Raw genomic sequence first — 21,426 nt, forward strand, 5'->3', positions numbered from 1 at the left:
GGTATTGTTCACTGTATTAACGACTGCTGTAAAACATTAGAGGCTTCGGTCCCTTGGCAGAAAATTAAATCCAGAATGCTTAAATCTGGTACAAATACATTGCCAAAGTTTTGTTGATACGCGACCGGACGATAAAACCTGCCATTTTGTGTATCTCCCCGGGCATTAATTTGGGAACGAGCGTCCAGAACCTGACTAACTACCTGCCTTTCAAATATTTCCGTCAAAGCAATGTTTTTTTTCCAGCCCAGCCACTTCAGACATAATGTCAGCAGTTCAAGGTTTAGCTCAAACAGATACACCCACTTCCGGCGAAATACCGTCTCTAAATCATCAGCGTAGAACTCAAAAAAAGGAGCTTTGCTGTAAGCCGTTACCAAACACCGCCAGTGACGGTCGGTCCAGGCTTGCCGGTCGTCGATCCGAACATCGCGGATTAACTGCTTATGCGTACCATTCAGTACCGGAACCGTCAGCCGGTCGGGGCCATTTGCCGTCAGGACATAACACCGATTTCTGTAACTTTGCTTTCCATAATGCTCGGCTGCTTCCAGCCAAACGGTATCGAAGGGTAAAAGTGCGGTGAAATAAGTCAGGCTCGGCAGATAGTGCAATTCAATCCGAATACCCTGATTTACACGGTCAACGTGGTACTTTTCCAATATACTCGACATGTTGATGGGACCAAATAAATGAATTTCGATTTGAACAAGCAAACGGTTTAGCAAAATTTTAATTTGCGGTATGGTTTTGCCGACCAGTTTCTCAATTTTCCGATGACACTTTACTTTTTTCGCATTCTCTCCCGATTACCGATTACCGTATTTTACGCCATTGCCGACTTCCTGTACTACTTGCTGGCGCATGTGATTGGTTACCGAAAAGAAGTTATCCTTACGAATTTAAAACGATCTTTTCCGGAAAAATCGGATGCTGAGCGTCGCCGGATCGCTAAAAAATTTTACCGCAACTTCGCCGACGTACTCGTCGAAACCGTCAAACTGCCGGGATTGTCGACGGAAGCGCTGCAAGAACGGGTGCAGTTCACCAACAAGGAGTTGGTGCTGGACAAACTGGCTACCGGTCAGCCGGTGCTGATTATGGCGTCTCACCAGTGCAACTGGGAGTGGGCTCCTTCCGCGTCGGTCGTGAACGGGATGCCCGCCGATGCCGTCTATAAAAAGTTAAACAATGAGCTTTCGGAGCATGTGGTCCGTTACATCCGTTCCCGGTTCGGGGCCAAACCGGTGCCCATGAAGTCTTTGCTGCGCGAAATGGCCAGCCGACGCCACGAACCCCGCCTGATTGCCCTGGTGGCCGACCAGATTCCCGATCAGCCGGAATACGGTTACTGGACGTCCTTTCTGCACCAGGAAACCCCCTTCTACCCGGGTACGGAGCGGCTGGCCCGTACCTTTAAAATTCCGGTTTTCTACATCGAGATGGAACGGGTTCGGCGGGGTCATTATTCAATGACCTTCTACCCCATCGCCGAACCGCCCTACGACCAACTTCCGAATGGGGAACTGTTAAACCGGTACCGGGATTTGCTGGAAAAAACCATCCGGAAAGCTCCCTCGGACTGGCTTTGGTCCCACAAACGCTGGAAGCATAAACGCTCCCAGTACGAAAGAACGCAGGTAAAATGGTAAAAACGCCCCTGACCCTGCAAGCCCAACAGGGCTTGACACTGGATAACCCCGGGTGCGATCTGGGGCTGATGGGGCTGGTAGCGAGGAGATCGCTCGTCTGACGCCAGCCCGCAGGAGTTACGGACTCTGCGGGCTGGCAGTGATGGTCTGCACTGCCAGTCCCGGGTTGCATCCGGGACTGGCAGTGCGACAAGCCTGGCGGGCTTGGTTGGCGGGCAACTTGCGATTATGCTTATTGATACTGAATATACAACGGCTTGGGGTCGAGCGCCAGCACTTCTTCGGGTTCCATCAGGTGCGGAACCTTGTGCTTGGAGCGTTTGTCAACCTTCTTCAGATCGTTTTTATAAAACAGCTTGAAACCCGTGTACTGAACCGGTTCTTTCACGATGTAATCCCGGTACGAGTCGATTTTCAGGGAAGGGGGTCCCCAGCCATCCATGTCCATCACGACGGCCACCCGCGGGTCGAGTTTGATGTTCTGGTAGTTGGTTACCATTCGCTGGGTAAACCGGTGGACAACGAGCACTTTGGGCGGCAGGTTATTCTCCTTCACAACCCGGCTTAAAAACTGAATCGCTTTGTTGACATCAGCCGCATCGTAGGTTCCGATCTTGGTACCCGGTTTGGCCCCCGTTTTCATCGAAAACTCCGGATCAATACCGAGGTGTACGTAGGGCAGTTTCAGATACTTTTCAAGAAACTCCAGTTCTCCTTCCAGATTGGCCAGCCCCACCTGAATATCCAGAAACACAACGGCGCCGTGTTGCGCTCCCCAGCTAATGACTTTCCGGATGGTTTTATCGCTCATCCGCAGCCGGTATTTACCGTCTTTCTGAGGAGTTCCCTGCGCCGAAATAGCCACCAGATGAAGTGCTTTCAAAACCGGTTTCGACGGATCGGCCTTCTGCCACCGGGCCGCTTCCTGATCAAGCCGCCGGAGCATTTCCTTGCGGGGGTACTCGCCCAATATTCCCATACGGGTGGAATGCGGATTGCCGTAATACGCCAAAATCCGGTGTTTGGGTAGCAGGGTGTCGGGCAGGTTGCCCGTAAATTTCAGGGAGTCGGCTTTCAGCGGGTCCGTTTCCGTGGTTGTGTCGGCCGCTGCGGTCGACACTGGAGTCGTTTTCCGGGCGGAGTCGGCTACCGGGGTTGCGGCCTGAGCGGCTGAACTGTCGGTGGCGGTGCTGGCCTTGCTGTCTCCGTTGCTGGACGAGCAACCGGTTAACGCGTTGAATTGAATGAGAATTGAAGCAACTGCAACCATTTTCCATGCCGTTAGGCACGACTTACTCCCTCCGTTTACCACAGTGTTTTTGTTCTTTTGTTGAATGTGAATAGAATCGACTCGTACCCGCAACGGGGGTACGTTCTGCCAAAAATAGAAACTCTCCTGTAAATCAAAACAGGATTTGAGAAATAATGAGCGGGTGGATTTCTAAATTGACGGCCGCCCGTTTGTTCCCTTATTCTTCAAAGACGCCCAATCCCTGACGGACAATTTCAAAATCGTCGGATGTGGCATTGATGATCGTAGAGGGTACATTCCCCCCCATACCGCCGTCGATTACGAGATCTACCTGATGTTGAAACCGTTCGAAAATAACCTCCGGGTCGGTAATATACGGGTCGAAATCGTCTTCGATGTCCTTGATGGTCGTCGTGATAATCGGGTTGCCCAGTTCCTTCACAATCTCGCGGGGAATGGCGTGATCAGGAATCCGGATGCCGACCGTTCGCTTGTTCGTGTGCAGAATTTTCGGCACCCGGTGGCTGACGTCCAGAATAAACGTGTACGGCCCGGGCAACAGCCGCTTCATGGTTTTAAACGCCTGATTGCCCACCCGGGCGTAATCAGCAATGTGGCTGAGGTCGTGGCAGATAAATGAAAAATCATTTTTCTGCGGCTTGATGCCCTTCAAGCGGGCAATTCGCTCAATGGCCCGCGTGTTGTGAATATCGCAACCCAGACCGTAAATGGTGTCGGTTGGGTAGATGATGACCCCGCCGTCGCGCAGGACACTGACAACGTGCTGGATCTTCCGCTCCTCGGGCGTATCGGGATGAATTCGCAAAAATTCGGCTGGCATAGGCTTCGGTTAATTAGTTAAGGTAACTAACCTGCGGCCATTTGGTTCCAACCTGCGGCCTCCGTATAAACGGGTAACAAGGCTCTTCTGCCTTCCAAGAGTTTAAACCACCGGCCGAACCTCACCCTGGCGGAGCTGCCGGTTTTGCTGCCACTGCGCATACCGTCGGTACAGCCCGTTGACCGGAAGACGCCATTTACAAAGCCGTAAAACCAGGGCGGTCGGCCAGTCGGGCTTTTCCATAAATTCCAGCAATTCCCCAAACTGAAAGGCCAGTTCAAATTGCTCGGTATAAAAACATTGCCGGATAAACCAGCGAATACGGCCCGCCAACGCCCGGTATTCTTCCGCCGTCTGACATTGGTCGAAGGCTTTGTAACAAACTTTCAGGGTTGAACCGAGCAACGCACTGTTGCGGTCCTGAAACTGGGAGGAAAGGGATTTTTGAACGACCCGTTTGCTGGTCAGCACTTCGTCCTGATAGTAATACCGGTAATTCCGCGCCGACCGGACCCAGAAGTCAAAATCTTCGTAACTCAGCGATTCGTCGTAGCCGCCCAGGCTCTCGAGTACATCTTTTCGCATCATCATCGTGGGTGTAGACACAAAATAAGAAGCCAGGATTTCCTTAAAGACCCAGCCCGACGGCACGGGCCGGGTGGTCATTCCGTTCGGGCTGACGGGGAAGTGATAGCCGGTCAGGTGATCATTTTCATCGATAAAGGCGGCATTGCTGAAGATGACGGCGTAATCGCCCGCCAGCCGTTCAAAACCGGCCACCTGCCGGGCAATCCGCTCCCGGTGCATCACGTCGTCGGCCGATAGATCGATTACGTACCGCCCCTGCGCCAGCTTCAACCCCTGATTGAACGCCCGGCAGATGCCGACGTTTTCGCAGTTTCGGATCAGCTGAATTTTCGGGTGTTGCTGCATCAGGGTCTCTACCCGCGCCACGGAGCTGTCGGTGCTGTTGTTGTCAATAACCAGTAGTTCAACCGCCGGGTAGGTTTGATCCAGTACGGATTGCAGCGCAGCGGTGATAAAACGCTCGTGGTTGTAACTGATACAGATTACGGATACCAGGGGCCTGATCGACGACAGGTAATCTGCCAGCAGGCCGGACGGTATGGTTCCAAGAGTTTCAGCCATACAAATGATAAAAACAGGCGGTTATCGGACAAGAGACTGCAACTCTTTCGTAGACAATACTAAAAATTAATCAACAGATAAGCGCCATAGTATTTAGCAAACGGTGAGCATAAATCAGACCAAACCTAAAAATCACATTCCAGGCCACTTTTATTTTTGGCACGGTTTTTATTACTATTCTTAAGCAAGAAACAGTCTAAGCCTCTGCCGAGAGCTAGGCTTGTGATTTTTTGGGTTAGGGTTATCATAAATGCTCTCTAAGCGGTTTGGGGAGCATTTATTGTTTTATCAGCAACCTGCGGATTTTTGTCGCCTTCGAGTTTGTACAGCGCAACGTTCATATCAAACCCGAGAATCAGTAATAAACAGACCAGATTAATCCAGATCATCAGGACAATCAACGTACCGATGGAGCCGTAAAGTTTGTTGTAGGAGCCAAAATTGGAAACGTAATAGGAGAAGCCAAAGGTCGTTACGACTACCAGTACCGAAGCGATGATCCCACCCGGATTGACAAATTTCCACTTCATGTCCATGTCCGGGCCGAATTTATAAATCACCGAAATGGCCGCCACAAACACCGCGAAAACCACCAGATAACGGCCAATGTTCAGGAGCGTCGCCACTACCACATTGTCCAGAATCTGGATCTGCTGAAGGTAATCCGTAATAACCCCTCCAATGACCAGCACCGCAATGGCCAGAAACAGCGCAAAGGCCAGCATAATCGTCAGGCCAAAGGCAATAAGCCGGGTTTTGAGAAAACCCCGCCCCTCGTCGGTTTTGTGGGAGGAATTAAACGCCATCATCAACGACAGGATTCCGTTCGTAGCCGCGTATAACGCCAGCAAAAAACCGAACGACAGGACATTCCCCCGCGGGCGGCTGATGATATCGTAGATGGTTGCTTTGACGGTATCGTAGGTCGACGCGGGCAAGACCTGCGCGAAAAAATCCATCACCTGATTCTCCATGTTTGGAATCGGAATCAGCGGAATGAGGGTAAACAGGAAGATGATGGCCGGAAAGACCGCCAGAATCAGGCTGTAGGCCACGGAAGCGGCCCGTTCACTGGTGTCGTTGTCGGTTACTTTCGGCAAGAAATGCCGGAGGAAGTCAAACCAGTTCTGTTTCGAATCAAAAGCCCGGCGTTTTTGCAGGAAGATAATAGCGCGCTGAACCGCGTTATACTGCATCAATTTCTCCAACATACAGGATACGGATCATTTTCTGGACAGAAATTAAACCGCTGGCTCGAAAAAAGGTTTGAGCAGAGCCCTCAGATCGGCGGGCGCTTTCGTAATCCGCCCCGTGCCCGACTGCATGAACACCAGCGTGGTTTCGCCCGTGTTCAGGTGTTCACCGTGCTGGTTGTAGATGTCGTAATGAAACACAATCCGGACGCTGGGCAGCTCCCGAATCGTCACCCGGATCGTCAGCAGGTCGTCGTAGCGGGCCGGGCGCAGGTAGCGCGAACGGTTTTCGTACACCGGCATCATCACCCCCGACGCTTCCATGTCCTTGTAATGAAACCCCAGGCTTCGCAGGGCCTCAACCCGCCCAATTTCGTAGTAGCGGGCGTAATTGCCGTAATAAACGTACCCCATCTGATCGGTATCGGCGTAGCGGACCCGGATGGGCGGAACATCGTAGATAAACATCTGCTTTGGACAGTAGACAACAGCCAATAGACTCAAGACAACCCACGACCGAAAGAACGAGCACCAGCGATTTTGTCTTTTCGCTCGCGGGCATCACGGGCCTTTTTATTTCATGATTCCGCGTTTGGTCAACTCGGCGTGGTAAATCCGGGCGTTGTTCAGGTGCTCTGCGTACGTTTTGGCGAACGTGTGGTAACCGGAGAAGTCGGCGCGGGCCACAAAGTACAGGTAGTCGTGGTTTTCGTGGTTCAGCACCGCATCAATCGAACTCAGCGTTGGCAGGTTGATCGGGCCGGGCGGCAGGCCCTTAAACCGGTACGTGTTGTAGGGCGAGTCGATGAGTTTGTGAACGTTCAGCACCCGGCGGATGGTAAAATCGCGGTGGGCAAACACCAGCGTCGGGTCGGCTTCCAGCAACATGCCCCGTTGCAGGCGGTTCAGGTAAACCCCCGCCACGCGCGGTTTTTCGTCATTTTTCTTACTTTCCGATTCCACAATGGACGCCAGCGTCTGCACCTGCGTTTGGGTCAGGCCCAGCTCCCGGGCTTTCTGCTGGCGCTCGGGGGTCCAGAATTTCTTGTATTCCTTGCCCATGCGGTCCAGAAAATTGTCGGCGCTGGTGGTCCAGAAAAACTCGTACGTGTTCGGCAGAAACATGCACATGATGGTGGTGGTGTCGAAACCGTAGCGTTGGCAAACTGCCGGATTTTTCAGCAGCGAATCCAGCGTCTGCGGACCGAATTCAAATTTGCTGCCGAGTTTGGCAATCAGTTCGTCTTTCAACCGGATGTTGTTGAAAGTCAGCTTCATGGGATCCTGCGCTCCCGACCGTAGTTTGCGAATGGCCTCCTGGTTCGTCATTTCCTTCTCGATAACGTACCGGCCGTGCTTCACGTGATCAGTGTAGTTCATGAAACGGGCCAGAAACCGGAACGACATTTTGTCATTCACCACGTCATGCTTCTGGAGCGAATCCATGACGGTTTCGAAGGTGGCCCCGCGCGGAATCAGCAAGGCAAAGTCTTTGTCACCGTCCCCCACCTGGAGATTCGGCGTTTTAAAAATTTGCCACGCGTAAAACGACAGCGTAGCCAATAACACAGAAATGGTAATCAGAATACCAGCAACAACCTTACGAGACATAGAATAAGTGAGTCCGTTCACGGGATACGGTCCGGGTTGAGTCGTCCCGATCGCACAAACGATTACCTTTTAGATGAATTAGGACTGCAAAGGTAGCAACCGCAGCGGTTCTCTGCCAACAAATTAACCGGTTGCCTCCGACGGCTTTGGTACCACCCGGTATTTTGGCAAATTGACCAGCAGCACCCCCGCCAGAATCACCACCAACGCCAGCAACTGCCGCCCGGAAAGCGATTCGTTGGCAAACAGCCACCCCAGCAAAACCGCAATCACCGGATTAACGTACGCGTAGGTGCTGACAATGGCCGGCGGACGAACTTTCAGCAGCCACAAATAAGCCAGATACGTAACGATGGACCCCATCACAATCATGTACACCAGAGCCAGCCAGGATGTCGGCGTTACGGCAGCCGGCTGGAAGGTAGCCAGTTCGCCGGAAATCAGGCTGGCCAAACCGCTGAAACTCCCCGCTGCCAGCAACTGCAGGCTGCCGTTGAAGGTGTTGGAGGCCGTCGACGGTTTGTATTTGGCAAATAACGAACCCACCGTCCAGAAAATACCCCCCGCGAGCAAAACGACGATGCTCAATCCGTAGTGTCCGTCCGGCGACCGCACCGGCGCCGTCTGCTCCGGTTGCGCCAGCAGCAACACCACCCCCACAAACCCAATGACCAGACCGCCGGGAATCAGCCAGCTGGCGAAATAGGTAGCCCACTGCCGCCGGTCGAGCAGCACAAACCAGAACGGCATGGTCGTCACCAGGATGGCCGCCAGACCCGAGGGAATGTACTGCTCGGCCCAGATCACCGAAACCGTTCCGCCAAACAGCATCAAAATACCGCTCAGGGCATTGCGGCTCACCGTCTGCGCCGTCAGCCGGGCTTCTCCTTTCACCAGACACCAGCCGTACAGCAGCAATCCGGCAATCAGAAACCGCAACGACGCCATCAGAAACGGCGGAATGCTCTCCAGACCCAGCAAAGCCGCCAGGTAAGTAGAGCCCCAGATGATGTAAATAGCCGTAAAAGCCAGCAGGACCGGCAACGGTTTCGGTGGGGTTTGGCTCATTTGTTTGTCGCGTTCAGCTTATTTTACGCCCACGTCAGGTCAAACCGCTCGGCCAGTTCGCGCAGGCTTTGCACAACCGGTTCGATCAGCGGCAAGCCGTTCTGTTCGCGTTCGGCTTCCATTGCGCGCTCCGGATCGCCGGGAATCAGAACCTGTTGCCCCTCCACGGCGCGGGCGTTGCGGAAGGCCCCAATCCAGGTGTCCATGTGCCGCTTGAACTCGTCGGCGGGCCGGAATGCATCGATGCGCATGGCCCCGAAAAAGTGGCCCGTTCCGGCCCCGACGCCTTCCTGCGCGGCCATGAAACCAGCCGTGGCAAAGGGCGGCACCCACGGCCCGTAGTTGGCCCCCGACAACACGCCGGAGAAAATATCGACGATGGCCCCCAGACCGTACCCCTTATGACTGCCGTGCTCGCGGTCGGAGCCCAGCGGCAGCAGGGCCCCGCCGTTCCGGATTGGATTCGAATCGGTCGACGGCTGGCCCTCAGCATCCTGCGCCCAGCCCAGCGGAGCGGCCAGCCCCTTGCGCTGCAAAATTTCCATCTTGCCGTAAGCTACCGCTGTAGAGGCAAAATCGGCCACAAAAGGCGGTTGGGTCAGCGCGGGAACGGCCACGGCAATCGGATTGGTGCCCAGCAATTTGTCAAGTGAAAAAGTCGGAGCCACGAGCGGAGCCGCGTTGGTCATCGTCATCCCGATCATATCGTGTTCGAGGGCCAGCATGGCGTGGTATCCGGCAATTCCGAAGTGGTTGGAATTACGGACGGCGACCCAGCCCGTTCCGGCGACCTGCGCCTTTTCGATGGCTATCTGCATGGCTTGCGGCCCCACAACCAGCCCGACACCCCGGTCGCCATCGATCACCGCCGTCGACGGGGTTTCGTGAACGACCTGAATGCTCGGCGTCGGATTCAGACGCCCGTGGTCGTACAGACGAACATACCCCGCCAGCCGGGCCACCCCGTGCGAATCAACCCCGCGCAGGTCGGCCTGGACCAGCACCGTCGTGGCTACTTCGGCATCCGCTTCGGAAAAGCCGATTTTAAGGAAAACTTGTTTGGTAAACGCTTTAACTTGCTGAACTGAAATCATTTGCTTGGGGCTACAGACCGGACATTGACGCCCAGCCCGACGGTTTTCACGGAAAACTCAGGAATCGAACCCGAAAAGGACTTCGATTTTTTCTGCAAAAATAGGGGTCAGATTAAACGAAACCGCCCCCGATCGTATCTATATTCTCGATGTATCATTTTCCACCACTGCTTTCATGAAAACAATCCACATCTTTATAGCTGCCTGCCTGTCGTTTTCGGCCACCTTGGCGCAGGATGATGAACTACGGGTTAACTCCACCATTCAGCACGTAACGGTTTTTCTGAACCGCGCCCAGATCAACGCCCAGGCCCGGACTACCATCGGCCCCGGCGTCACACGGCTGATTATCGACAACGCATCGGCCCAGACCGACCCGCAGAGCATTCAGGTCAGCGGCAAGGGCGACGCCACCATTCAGGGCATTCAGTTTCGCACTAATTTCCTGACCAAAATACCCAAACCCGTTTCCCTGCAACGGCTGGAAGATTCGCTGCGGCTGGCCCGCGAGACGTTCGACGCGTTGAACCTCCAGAAAGACGTGCTGGAGAACGAAAAGAAGATGGTGCTGGCCAACCAGAAAGTCGGCTCGGAAAAAGGCACTTCCGTGAAGGAGGTGTCCGACATGGCCGATTTTTTCCGTCAGCGCCTGACCGATGTGGGTAAAAAGCTGCTGGCACTGGAAAAAGACCTTCAGGAACAGAAAAAGAAAGTAGACCGGCTGGAGGGGCAGGTTAAAGAACAGAACGCCAAACGCGAACGGCCCGTGGGCGAAATTGAGGTGACGCTGACGGCCAAAAACCGCACCGCCGTTGATCTGGCGCTGAGCTACGTGGTGAACGACGCGGGCTGGACGCCCTTTTACGACATTCGGGTAAAGAATACCAAAAACCCGGCCACGCTGGCCTACAAAGCCAACGTGTACCAGAACACCGGTTTCGACTGGCAGAACGTCCGTCTGACGCTTTCGACCTCCAACCCCGCTCTGCCCGGTACTCAACCGCAACTGGAAACGCAGTTTGTGGGCTTTTACGAACCGCGCCCGGTTCCATCGATGGAATCTTTGCGATCAAATTTGCAAGGAAAAGTAATGGGCATGCAGGTTTTAAAGAAAGAAGCTACTCCCTCCGCACCAGCCGCCGATATGGCCACGACCGCCAATTTTACGCAGGTCGTTGAGCAGCCCACCAGTGTTGTTTTTGACATTTCGGTTCCCTACACGGTTCTGTCCAACAACCGCCCGCAGGTGGTCGACATTCAGACTGGTGAGCTACCGGCCACCTACCGCTACACCGCCACGCCCAAACTGGACACGGATGCGTTTCTAGTGGCAACCCTGAGCGGCTGGGAAAAGCTCAACCTGCTGAACGGCACGGCCCGCACGTATTTTGAAGAGACTTACGTCGGCGAATCGCAGGTAAATTTGCAACAGGCCGGCGACACGCTGGCGCTCGGGCTTGGCCGGGATAAGAAGATTGTGGTGAAACGGGAGAAAACCCAGGATTTTAGCAGCCGCAAAAGCCTGAGTTCGTCCGTCCGTGACAGCTACAGCTATAAAATTACGGTTCGCAATACGAAGCCGGAAGCCGTCGATCTGATGCTTTTCGACCAGATTCCGATCTCGACCGACAGCCGGATTGAGGTAGAACTGGACGAACGCTCGGGGGCCGAACATAATGCCGAAACCGGTCGCCTGACCTGGAACCTGGCCCTCAAACCGGGCGAAAGCCGGGATCTGGTGTTTCGATACACGGTCAAATACCCGAAAGGCAAACAACTCGTGAATGCGCAGTAAGTCGCCAACCCCGGTCAGCGGTAGAAAACTGGCCGGGGTTAACATTATTTACGTAAAAAACGGCATACCCAACTGGCTATTTTTTGGTTATTACCTTGATTTGGTTTTTGCTGCAAAGCAAAAAATCAGGATTCCATCAAAAGTATATTTGTTCTATTTGCCGTTTTATAGAGTATGATGCACCGCCTGTTTGCTACGGTTTTTCTGCTGTTTATCACCCAAACCCTTTGGGCTCAGAGCGATACCCTCTCGGTTGATTCGCTGATGATCAAGCAGAGATCCCCCTACGCAGCCATGATTAAACCGGGCCAAAAATACCTGGCCCTGGACGTAATGGGGCGGTTTGGTGGATTTCACCGGCACCGTTTTTTTCCCAACGAAGAAATCAAGTTCCGGTACGAAGGCCGCAAATACCGGGAAAAGATTTATCAGGTGACGGATTCGTCGCTCGTGCTGATCCTGGAAGATCCAAATACGTTTCTGGATGAAGCCGTTCATTTCCGGATTGACCGCATTGAAAAAATCTACATTAACCGTCAAATCCCGTTTGTCACCCAGGGCACTTACCTGTTTCCCATCGCCGGAACGGTTTTCTTTATTGCCGACGTGATCAATACGTCTCGCCGGGAGCAACAACTCACTGCCGACACCCGCGCCCTGAAAGCCCCCGCCGTTATGTTTGGGCTGGCAGCCATTTGCTACAAATTAAGCTTTCCGCGCTACCGAATCAACCAGAATCACCAGCTTAAAGTCTTGGAAACCTATTAATTATCAGGAAATTATAGATAATAAAAATCGGCCGATGAAGAGGGTTACTAGCTGTAACCAGGTAAATGACCGTTTTTAACTCCTCACTCATAATTCTCAACTCCTGATTCACTTATTCGTTTCTCTCCGTAGTTTTGCGGAAAAATTAACTAATTCGTTTCCGATTTGAACGCTGTACGTCTGACCCCTCCTGCCGGGCCTATCCGGGCTACCATCCCGTTGGCTTCTTCCAAAAGTGAAAGCAACCGCGCCCTGATCATCAACGCGCTGACCGGGTTTCGCGGTACGCTGCACAATGTTTCGGCCGCCCGCGACTCACAGACCATGATCCGGTTGCTGAAATCGGAAGACCCCGTGGCCGATGTCCTGGATGCCGGAACGACCATGCGGTTTCTGACGGCTTACTTTGCCGCAACGGGTCAGCACAAAACCCTCACCGGAACGCCCCGCATGTGCGAGCGACCCATCGGCATCCTGGTCGATGCGCTGCGGACCCTGGGTGCGGACATTGAATACCTGAAAAACGAAGGCTTTCCGCCCCTGAAAACCAACGGCTTTGCCGCCAACGGCACCAACCGGCTGGCCATCCGGGGCGACGTGAGCAGCCAGTATATTTCGGCCCTGCTGATGATTGCCCCCACCCTGCCCGACGGCCTGACGCTCGAGCTAACCGGCGAGGTGGGTTCCCGCCCGTACATCGAAATGACGCTGCGGCAGATGGAGCACTTTGGAGTCACGAGCGTGGCCGACTGGACCCATAAAACCATTACCGTTCCCCCAACACCGTACACCCCGACCGATTACGCCGTCGAATCCGACTGGTCGGGGGCGAGCTACTGGTTTAGTATGCTGGCGCTGGCGGAAGACGAATCCTCGGAAATCGAACTGCTCGGGTTGAAAGAAGACTCGTTGCAGGGCGACAGTGCCATCGTCGACATCATGCGGCCACTGGGTGTGGAAAGCACCTTCACCAGCCAGGGGGTCCAGCTGACGAAAATTCCGGCCCAGTCCTCCCTGGCGTGGGACTTTACGGACTGCCCGGATCTGGCCCAGACCGTGGCTGTTTGCTGCGCCGTTAAAAATATTCCGCTGACGCTGACGGGCATCGAAAGCCTGAAAATCAAGGAAACCGACCGCGTTCTGGCCCTGCAGACCGAGTTGAAAAAGGTCGGCGCCGAACTGGTGGAGGTCGAGAAAAACACCCGCTACGAAGTCCGTCAAATTGTCGAAGTGTCCGATACCCCGACGTTTGCAACTTACGACGATCACCGTATGGCGATGGCGTTTGCCCCAGTTGCCATGCGCCGGGAAGTTGTCATCGAAGAACCGGGTGTGGTAGCCAAATCGTATCCCTCCTTCTGGGACGATATGGCGAAGGTCGCCGACGTACAATTCGCCGGTTGACCCTCCAACCCCGCCAGGGGTTGACGCTGGATAACCCCGTACGTAGTGCGGGGAGGACGCAGTGTCGGAGAGGATGCCATCACGCGGAGGGAATCCAGCCTGGCCTCGGACAGCCGGGTGACGAGGGAGGCATCTCATACTGCTCCGCGGGGCACCACCCCTCCCATGCCGCCCCGGGGTTATCCGGGTATCAGGGACGGTTTTTCGCGTTTCGTCATTTTTATTTTCATTTCCGGTCATATCCCCGCCGGTGCCCGGTACCGACCTTTGTGCTGTACCTAACAAAATCAGCACATGCAAACGATTTTGGGCGCCGGCGGAACCATCGGCAGCGATTTAGCGAAAGAACTTCTCCCCTATACCGACCGCATCCGGCTCGTCAGCCGTTCCCCCAAACAAGTCAACCCAACCGACGAACTCTTCCCTGCCGACCTAACCGACCGCGACCAGGTGTTTAAAGCCGTCGAAGGCTCTGAGGTGGTCTACCTGACCGTTGGTTTTGAATACAGCATCAAAATCTGGCGAAAAAACTGGCCGTCTCTGATGCAAAACGTCATGGATGCCTGCAAGCAGTACGGGGCAAAACTGGTGTTTTTCGACAATGTGTACCTGTATGATGCCCACTCCGTGGGACACATGACCGAGGAGAATCCCGTCAATCCGATCAGCCAGAAAGGGAAAGTCCGGGCGTCCGTCGCCGAAATGCTGATGGAGGAAGTGAAGCGGGGCACCCTGACCGCCCTGATTGCCCGGGCCGCCGACTTCTACGGGCCGCACAACGACAAGAGCCTGATGGTGCAAACCGTTGTGCAGAACTTCCAGAAAGGCAAAGCCGCCAACTGGTTTGCCCGGACCGACAAGGTCCACTCGTTTACCTACACGCCCGATGCCGCCAAAGCCACGGCCCTGCTCGGCAACACCGCCAGCGCCTACAACCAGGTCTGGCACCTACCCACCGATCACAGTCGCCTGACCGGCCAACAATGGATCGAATTGGTTGCCCGGGAAATGAATGTAAAGCCCAAAATCATGGCGCTGCCCACCTGGATGATTCGCCTGATTGGAATTTTTGTGCCCATCATGAGCGAGTTTCCGGAAATGGCGTATCAATACGACCGCGACTACTTTTTTGACAGCAGTAAATTCGAGAAAGCGTTTGATTTCCGGCCCACCAGCCCGGCCGAAGGGGTAAAGCGCATGGTGGAAGCGAATTAAACGCTTTCAGGGTAGTGGCCAACAACCGTTCCGTCAATTCTTAGTGGTCTAAAGCCGTAGCAATTAGTAACTTACCGCTACCTTAGGATACGGCGTCCTGCTGGCTGGTTAGTATTCGTTTCGTCGGCAGATTCGCCCTGATTTTATCCTGTTCTGGGAATTAATCCGGTTTGCCTTTTCATTCGAAACACAACGGACGAACACCATGAAAAGAACCCGTTTTATGGCAGCCCTGCTGAGTATGTCAACGGTACCTACGCTGGCCGTTACCCACCTAAAAAAAACGTTCCAGCGGAGCAAAGGCTTCAAAATCAACGCCGGGGAAGGTCGCAAGCACGGCCACCTTCGGCTCAAAGGCGTCAATTCGAACGTGCTGGACGTCAAGATTTCGGGTAGTGATACCGACGGCGATCTGGCGATTTTTGAACAGACCTCGCTGTCGCCGGGCCGGGGAACGCCCCTGCACGTCCACCCGGCGCAGGACGAGATTTTTTACGTGCTGGAGGGAGCGTATTCTTTTCAGGTCGGTGACGAAAAATACCGTCTGAACGTAGGTGACAGCATTTTTCTGCCCCGGAAGGTGCCCCACGCCTGGACGCAGGTCGCCCAAACCGGCAAGATGCTTGTGATCCTTCAACCAGCGGGCAAGCTGGAGGATTTCTTCGTCACCATGGCTGCGATGGATCATGACCCCACGCCGGCCGAGGTGGCCAAAACCTTCAGCGACAACGAGATGCAGGTGGTGGGGCCACCGTTGAAAATTGATTGAAAGTAGCGGTAAGCGGTCTTGGTTCACTCGTAAAAGTGAGACGGGTTCTTTTATTTAGCTTCTTTCATCGTTTTCATCTACGCACATTTCGCTGACTCTATGCCCAAAATCTACGTCCCGTTCCTGCTTTGCCTGACGCCCTTATTCGCCAGCGCCCAAGTTCTTACCGATCAGTCGGTCCGCATCAAAAGCATCTCCGAACGGTGGGAACTGGCCGATTCGACCCGGCGCGGCACGTTTCTACTCACTTCGTACAAACCTTTTTATGTGACGCTGGGCCGGTGGTCGAGCCACCCGAACCAGCAACCGCGCAGCGAGAATCCGGCTTATACCGTAGCCACACCGGTGGCCTACAACAACAACGAAGCAAAGTTTCACCTTAGCTTTAAAACGAAAGTGTTGCAGGGCATTTTCGGGGGCGTGGGCGACCTATGGGTTGGATATACCCAAAAAGCGCATTGGCAGATTTACAACACCGAAATTTCCAGACCGTTTCGGGAATTGAATTACGAACCGGAGCTGATTTTCAACGTCCCGATTACGTACAAGTTCCTCGGATTTGAAAGCCGTACGATTGGCGTCGCCTTTAATCACCAGTCGAACGGTCAGGAATTGCCCCGATCGCGGAGTTGGAACCGAATCATGTTTCACACTTCATTCGAACGAAAAAACTGGCAGGTCACGCTGCGCCCCTGGATTCGGCTGAAAGATGCCGACGATGAGAATCCGGAAATTATGAATTACATTGGACGAGGAGAAATAACCGTCGTCTACGGCAGCAAACGGCACCAGTTTTATCTGGTCGGTACGCACCCCTTTACGGCTCAGCACCTTAACCGGGGCAGCGCCCAGTTAAACTGGGTTTTCCAGATTCACGGGCACATCAAAGGCCAGGTGCAACTATCAAGCGGCTATGGTGAGACACTGCTTGATTACAACCACGCCCAAAACACGTTTGGCCTCGGTGTTTCCTTCATCGATTGGTAACCCGCTTTTTTCGCAAACTGTCCTGACTATGAGAATAAGCGTTGCCCAAACCCGGCCTGTGAAAGGTGATATTTCGAGGAATATCGACCATCACCAACGATTCATTGACTTGGCTGCTGCCCACGGCGCCGATGTCCTTGTCTTCCCCGAGCTATCCATTACCGGCTACGAACCAACCCTGGCCGGTGAGCTGGCCACGACGCCGGACGACCCCCGGTTTGCGGTTTTTCAGCAACGGAGCGACGCCCATAACCTGACGCTTGGCATCGGCGTTCCAACCCGCAACGAAGCGGGCGTCTGCATCACGATGGTGCTTTTTCACCCCAACCAACCCTGGCAAACGTACGCCAAAAAATACCTGCACGCCGATGAGGAACCGTTTTTTGTCAGCGGTCGGAACGCGTCGGTTGTCCTGCGTAACAAACCGGAGGTGGCCCTCGCCATCTGCTACGAACTATCGGTTCCCGAACACGCGGCAGACGCCCACCAGACCGGTGCGACCCTCTACCTTGCCAGCATTGCCAAAACCGCCAGCGGGGTCCAGAAAGCCGCGCAAATCCTGTCGGATATTGCAAAAACGTACGCCATGACGGTATTAATGGCCAACAGCGTCGGGCCGAGCGATGATTTTGTTTCGGGCGGCAAAACGGCCATCTGGAGCACCCGGGGCGACTTGCTGGCTCAACTCAGCGACACCGGCGAGGGTATGCTGCTGTTCGATACCGAGACCCAGAAAGTGAGTAGCCTGTTGCTGTAATCCAAACGCCCTTCACCATGAAACTATCGGCCCGCATCCAAAGTACACTGAATCAGCACGATGTCGTTGTGCAGACCAACGGCGCGGCCAAGACCGTCCAGATTGCCCCCAAACCATCGGGCTATGGCTCGGCGGTCAACGGCGGAGAACTGTTGCTGCTGGCGCTGGCAACCTGCTTCTGCAACGACATTTACCGGGAAGCCGCCAAACGGAACCTGACGGTTTCGGGCGTGGAAGTCGAAGTGACCGGCGAATTCGGGGCCGACGGCGAACCCGGCTCCAACTTTACGTACAAAACCCGCGTCACTTCCGACGAACCCGCCGACGACATTGCCGAGTTGATCCGGCATACCGACCAAATTGCTGAAGTTCATAACACCCTGCGCAAGGGGTTGAGCGTTACGCTGACGGACTGAATGCCCAGCGGTTCGGGGTTAGGCTACGGAGAACAGGCCGATTCCAATTTTCACGGGCAATCTCAGCATCCCTCACCCGTTTATCACCGGCCCAACGGCGCGGGTTGATCAGGGTACGGTTTATTTGTTCACGGGCCACGACGAAGCCCCGTTGGACTGGAAGTATACTGAACGACGGGCTGCGTTCCCTACAACGGCGATGACACATCCGGCGCGGTATTATGAAAGGTGTGCAGATCGTCTACTAATTCGTTTTTGGTCACTGCGGTTTTCACATTTGGTCACCTCGGCTCCGGCATTTTCGGCGGACCTTTGTAATACACAAACACTCAAATACTGCCATGAAATTGCTTTTGAAACTCGAGGAAGCCGCCCAGTTTGCCCTTGCCCTCGTTCTGTTCAACCAACTGCCCTTTGCCTGGTGGTGGTTTCCGGCCCTGCTGCTCCTGCCCGATCTGAGTATGCTCGGCTACTTGGTCAACCCGCGAATCGGGGCTTATGCGTACAATTTCTTCCACCACAAAGCCGTGGCCGTAGTTGTTGGAGCTACCGGTTTTTTGCTGGTCAGTCCGGTGTTGATGCTGACCGGCGTGCTGCTGTTCGGGCATTCGGCGATGGACCGACTGTTCGGCTACGGGTTGAAATACGCCGACGGATTTGACCACACGCACCTGGGCCGCATTGGCAAAAATGCCGTCAGGCCGACTGGCGAAGAACTTCCGTCCGGTAAGCCCCGGGTGTCGAACCCGTCCATTTCTTGAAGGTACGGTAAAACACGCTGGGTTCGGAGAAGCCCAGCAGGTAGGCAATGTCGGTGGTGCTGAAATGCGGTTCGCGAAGGTGCCGGACAGCCAGATCGTGCCGTACTTCGTCCAGCAACTGCTGATACGTGACGCCCTCTTCTTTCAGATGCAGTTGCAGGGTCCGGACGCCCATGGCCAATCGGTCGGCCACGGTCGCCAGCGTAGGTTCTTCCCCCTTCAGCAGGGCCACAATTTCCCCTTTCACCCGCCCCACCAGCGCCTGTTCCTGAAGTTTCCGGAGCAGTTCGGCCGCGTGCTGTTCAAAGAGCGGAAACAAACCGGGGTTGGCGTTCAGCACCGGCGCATCCAGCCAGGCTACATCCAGCGCCAAAGCCGTTTCTTCGGCATCGAACACGGGTTTGACCGGCGCAAATACCCGCTCGTGTTCGGTGGTGTCGATCGGACGCGGATAGGCAAACGAAACCGCAGTAGGCGTCAGATGATGCCCCGTCAGCGCCCGCATAGCCGCCAGATACATGACCAGCTCGGAGTTCAGCGCGTGCTCGGGGTAGATAATGTCATCGCAGGTGATGTGCAGCGAAAACCGAAAGCGATCTCCTTCCCGCTGCCCCACGGTTTTGACTCCTTCGCAGACAATAGCCTGATACTGACACAATTTCTCGAGGGCTTCCCCCAGCGTCGGGCAGTGCATCATCACGTAGGCCAGCACCCCTACTGCCGTCGGATTGATCATTTCGCCGATGCGCAGAGAAAGATAAGGGTCGTTGGTTACGGCAATAACTTCGCGCCAGAGCGCCTGCACCGTCCGAATCGGTATGCGTCCGTCGGGGTTACGGAGCACGGCCGGATCGACGCCCACCGCACGGCACAAGGCCGTAACATCGGCGCCTTTTTGCTGAGCCGCAAACAAAACCAGATTAAAGGAACCCGCCGAGAGTGTGTTATTCGTCGCCATCTGCCACGAAGATACAGGTAAAACCGTCTTCCCCAAAAGCTGAAAAGACCTGCTAGTGGATAAGATCGGGACAACCCGGGGCTAGGCGATATACGGCCTGCTCTACCCTCATTCCTCCGGGTTTGAGCGATCGGCAGGAGTTCGGGCCGCATCCCCCGGGTTGCACCTGGAATTATCCAAAGTCAAGTCCGCTGGACTTGCGGGGTTAGCGGCTTTGCTTTGGGGTGATTTTCAGGTTGGCAAAATCGCCCCCGGACGAAGCGCCGACCCATAAACCGATGTTTCCCTCCTGGCGGTCGCTCAGCTTTTTGACGGTCAGGCTGGGCGTGGGATTACCGTTCACAAACACCTGAATGGTTTCGTTGGCTACCACAATCCGGGCGTGAAACCAGTCGTTCGGATCGGGGGCCGGGTCGATGCCTTTCTCGTAGTGATCCGGAAATTCCTTGCGCAGAACGGGCCAGTCGTGCTTCGGAAGCGAAATGTACTGCACGGCATGAACCCGCCGAACCGGATCAGCCGACCGGAAATTGAACGGCCGGAAGTAGATGGCGTCGTAGTTTCGTTCGCTGGAACCGTGAAAGGCAATCCCGACAAAACTCCGCTGCAACACATCCTTGCCCCGCATGTCGACCTCGATGGTTCCCTGACTAAATACCGTGTTGGGCAACCACGCAACGCCCTCGTTTGCATTCGGTTTCTCGTCCAGCCGAACCCCGGAGCGGCTACCATCCGTCAGTACCTGCACCGTCCGGTTTTCGAGTCGGAATCCGTTTTGGTTGGCAACCTGGACCAGATCAAGGGCCGCTTTTTCATCCTGAGCCAGGACGGATGACGCCTGAAGGAGGACCATCAGCAGCAAAACGAGGTGAAATTTGTCCTTACCGTGTTTCATTTTTGGTGGATAAAGGGGTGAATAATGTCGTACATCAACTGCGGCTTCGTGTTCAAAACAACATGCCCCGAACCGGGAATAATGGCCAGCTGAGCGTTGGACAGTGACTTGTAAATATCCAAAAACCGCTGCGTCGAACCGTCACGATCCCCGGCCGCGATCAGCACCGGGCATTTAATGGTTTTCAGGGCCGCTTTGTCGAGGTAGGTTGATTGCCCCCAGGCTTTTTGCAGCTCGCTCAGAAACCGGCTCCACTGCTGCGGCTGGGGCATCAGTTTCTTGCGTTGCTCCATAAACCCCGGGACGGCTTTGTCCAGCTTTTCATCCGTTAGCCGTAGCCAAAAATCCCGTTGTTCGTCGGTGTAATCACCAATGCCCAGAACTCCTCCACCAATAGCGACATTTTTCCGCACCCGTTCCGGGTGTTCAACCGCCAGAATGTAGGACGCAATGGCCCCGTCGCTGAACCCGACTACAATTACACTGTCCTGCGTGACGGCCCGGATCACCGCGTGAGCGTCTTCCGCAAAAAGCCGGTACGAATACGGTTTGGTGCCCACCTCGGATTTGCCGTGGCCCCGCGTCGCCACGGCAATGACCTGAAACTCCTTGCTTAAACGCGGAATCAGATCGCTGTATTCGTCGATGTACCCGAGCAGCCCACCGTGCAGCAACACCACCGGCCGGCCCTGTCCGTAGACCTCGTAATAGATTTTGGCGTCGTCAACCTGCAGATACCGGCCCGCCTGGGGGTTGGAACCGTACGGAATCTTGCCGACCGACTGGCTTTTGGTAATCCCCGCAACGTGCAGAAACAGCCAGAACAGAATGTACCGCATGG

Annotated in this window: 22 protein-coding genes; 10 read left to right on the forward strand and 12 right to left on the reverse strand. The window is 54.7% G+C overall.

Annotation, left to right across the window (positions count from 1 at the left end; translation table 11 throughout):
• Positions 1–8 precede the first annotated feature (8 nt).
• Positions 9–716 (reverse strand): WbqC family protein, encoded by a 708-nt coding sequence (locus OQ371_RS23195; protein WP_265990716.1) that lies wholly within the window; start codon positions 714–716, stop codon positions 9–11.
• Between the two features lie 60 nt (positions 717–776).
• Here OQ371_RS23195 and OQ371_RS23200 point away from each other — a divergent pair, with 60 nt between their 5' ends.
• Positions 777–1,652: a lysophospholipid acyltransferase family protein gene (locus OQ371_RS23200; RefSeq protein ID WP_265990717.1), complete on the forward strand. Its 876-nt coding sequence runs from the start codon at positions 777–779 to the stop codon at positions 1,650–1,652.
• 232 nt (positions 1,653–1,884) lie between these two features.
• Here OQ371_RS23200 and OQ371_RS23205 read toward each other — a convergent pair whose 3' ends face one another.
• The 8 genes from OQ371_RS23205 to OQ371_RS23240 form a co-directional block, all read right to left on the reverse strand.
• Complete coding sequence (locus OQ371_RS23205) at positions 1,885–2,922, reverse strand: hypothetical protein (RefSeq protein ID WP_265990718.1); 1,038 nt, start codon at positions 2,920–2,922, stop codon at positions 1,885–1,887.
• A 199-nt stretch (positions 2,923–3,121) separates the two neighbouring features.
• Entirely contained in the window at positions 3,122–3,745 is a 624-nt protein-coding gene (locus OQ371_RS23210; RefSeq protein ID WP_265990719.1) for an L-threonylcarbamoyladenylate synthase, read from the reverse strand.
• A 102-nt stretch (positions 3,746–3,847) separates the two neighbouring features.
• On the reverse strand, positions 3,848–4,894 hold the full coding sequence (locus OQ371_RS23215) for a glycosyltransferase family 2 protein (RefSeq protein WP_265990720.1): 1,047 nt from the start codon (positions 4,892–4,894) through the stop codon (positions 3,848–3,850).
• Between the two features lie 257 nt (positions 4,895–5,151).
• Positions 5,152–6,105 (reverse strand): YihY/virulence factor BrkB family protein, encoded by a 954-nt coding sequence (locus OQ371_RS23220; RefSeq protein WP_265990721.1) that lies wholly within the window; start codon positions 6,103–6,105, stop codon positions 5,152–5,154.
• Between the two features lie 30 nt (positions 6,106–6,135).
• Complete coding sequence (locus OQ371_RS23225) at positions 6,136–6,555, reverse strand: acyl-CoA thioesterase (protein ID WP_265990722.1); 420 nt, start codon at positions 6,553–6,555, stop codon at positions 6,136–6,138.
• Positions 6,556–6,660: 105 nt separating this feature from the next.
• The gene (mltG, locus tag OQ371_RS23230; RefSeq protein ID WP_265990723.1) at positions 6,661–7,698 is read right to left on the reverse strand and encodes an endolytic transglycosylase MltG; all 1,038 of its coding nucleotides are present in this window, start codon (positions 7,696–7,698) and stop codon (positions 6,661–6,663) included.
• A gap of 123 nt (positions 7,699–7,821) precedes the next feature.
• Entirely contained in the window at positions 7,822–8,766 is a 945-nt protein-coding gene (locus tag OQ371_RS23235) for an EamA family transporter (protein WP_265990724.1), read from the reverse strand.
• A gap of 23 nt (positions 8,767–8,789) precedes the next feature.
• Entirely contained in the window at positions 8,790–9,860 is a 1,071-nt protein-coding gene (locus OQ371_RS23240) for an Ldh family oxidoreductase (protein WP_265990725.1), read from the reverse strand.
• A gap of 175 nt (positions 9,861–10,035) precedes the next feature.
• Here OQ371_RS23240 and OQ371_RS23245 point away from each other — a divergent pair, with 175 nt between their 5' ends.
• The 9 genes from OQ371_RS23245 to OQ371_RS23285 all read left to right on the forward strand — a co-directional run bounded on the left by OQ371_RS23245 (position 10,036) and on the right by OQ371_RS23285 (position 18,732).
• On the forward strand, positions 10,036–11,655 hold the full coding sequence (locus tag OQ371_RS23245; protein WP_265990726.1) for a DUF4139 domain-containing protein: 1,620 nt from the start codon (positions 10,036–10,038) through the stop codon (positions 11,653–11,655).
• A gap of 174 nt (positions 11,656–11,829) precedes the next feature.
• Positions 11,830–12,423, forward strand: coding sequence for a hypothetical protein (locus OQ371_RS23250; protein WP_265990727.1), 594 nt, complete (start codon positions 11,830–11,832; stop codon positions 12,421–12,423).
• Positions 12,424–12,588: 165 nt separating this feature from the next.
• On the forward strand, positions 12,589–13,827 hold the full coding sequence (locus OQ371_RS23255; RefSeq protein WP_265990728.1) for a 3-phosphoshikimate 1-carboxyvinyltransferase: 1,239 nt from the start codon (positions 12,589–12,591) through the stop codon (positions 13,825–13,827).
• A 294-nt stretch (positions 13,828–14,121) separates the two neighbouring features.
• Positions 14,122–15,042, forward strand: coding sequence for an NAD-dependent epimerase/dehydratase family protein (locus OQ371_RS23260; RefSeq protein ID WP_265990729.1), 921 nt, complete (start codon positions 14,122–14,124; stop codon positions 15,040–15,042).
• 205 nt (positions 15,043–15,247) lie between these two features.
• Positions 15,248–15,811 carry a cupin domain-containing protein gene (locus OQ371_RS23265; protein WP_265990730.1) on the forward strand — a complete coding sequence of 188 codons (564 nt, stop codon included), beginning with the start codon at positions 15,248–15,250 and terminating at the stop codon, positions 15,809–15,811.
• Positions 15,812–15,910: 99 nt separating this feature from the next.
• Positions 15,911–16,798 carry a phospholipase A gene (locus OQ371_RS23270; protein ID WP_265990731.1) on the forward strand — a complete coding sequence of 296 codons (888 nt, stop codon included), beginning with the start codon at positions 15,911–15,913 and terminating at the stop codon, positions 16,796–16,798.
• Between the two features lie 28 nt (positions 16,799–16,826).
• Positions 16,827–17,555, forward strand: a complete 729-nt coding sequence (locus OQ371_RS23275; RefSeq protein WP_265990732.1) for a carbon-nitrogen hydrolase family protein — start codon at positions 16,827–16,829, stop codon at positions 17,553–17,555.
• Positions 17,556–17,572: 17 nt separating this feature from the next.
• A complete protein-coding gene (locus OQ371_RS23280) occupies positions 17,573–17,971 on the forward strand; it encodes an OsmC family protein (protein ID WP_265990734.1) in 399 nt (132 codons plus the stop codon).
• 341 nt (positions 17,972–18,312) lie between these two features.
• On the forward strand, positions 18,313–18,732 hold the full coding sequence (locus tag OQ371_RS23285) for a DUF4260 domain-containing protein (protein ID WP_265990736.1): 420 nt from the start codon (positions 18,313–18,315) through the stop codon (positions 18,730–18,732).
• On the opposite strand, the gene OQ371_RS23290 is transcribed toward OQ371_RS23285, so the two are convergent.
• The 3 genes from OQ371_RS23290 to OQ371_RS23300 form a co-directional block, all read right to left on the reverse strand.
• A complete protein-coding gene (locus OQ371_RS23290) occupies positions 18,668–19,690 on the reverse strand; it encodes an AraC family transcriptional regulator (RefSeq protein WP_265990738.1) in 1,023 nt (340 codons plus the stop codon). The two genes, OQ371_RS23285 and OQ371_RS23290, sit on opposite strands and share 65 nt — an antisense overlap.
• A gap of 205 nt (positions 19,691–19,895) precedes the next feature.
• Positions 19,896–20,585 (reverse strand): 3-keto-alpha-glucoside-1,2-lyase-like domain-containing protein, encoded by a 690-nt coding sequence (locus OQ371_RS23295; protein WP_265990740.1) that lies wholly within the window; start codon positions 20,583–20,585, stop codon positions 19,896–19,898.
• Positions 20,582–21,424: an alpha/beta fold hydrolase gene (locus tag OQ371_RS23300; protein ID WP_265990741.1), complete on the reverse strand. Its 843-nt coding sequence runs from the start codon at positions 21,422–21,424 to the stop codon at positions 20,582–20,584. Before OQ371_RS23300 ends, OQ371_RS23295 begins: the two co-directional genes overlap by 4 nt.
• Positions 21,425–21,426 lie beyond the last annotated feature (2 nt).

The sequence above is a fragment of the Larkinella insperata genome (assembly GCF_026248825.1).
Classification (GTDB): Bacteria; Bacteroidota; Bacteroidia; order Cytophagales; family Spirosomataceae; genus Larkinella; species Larkinella insperata.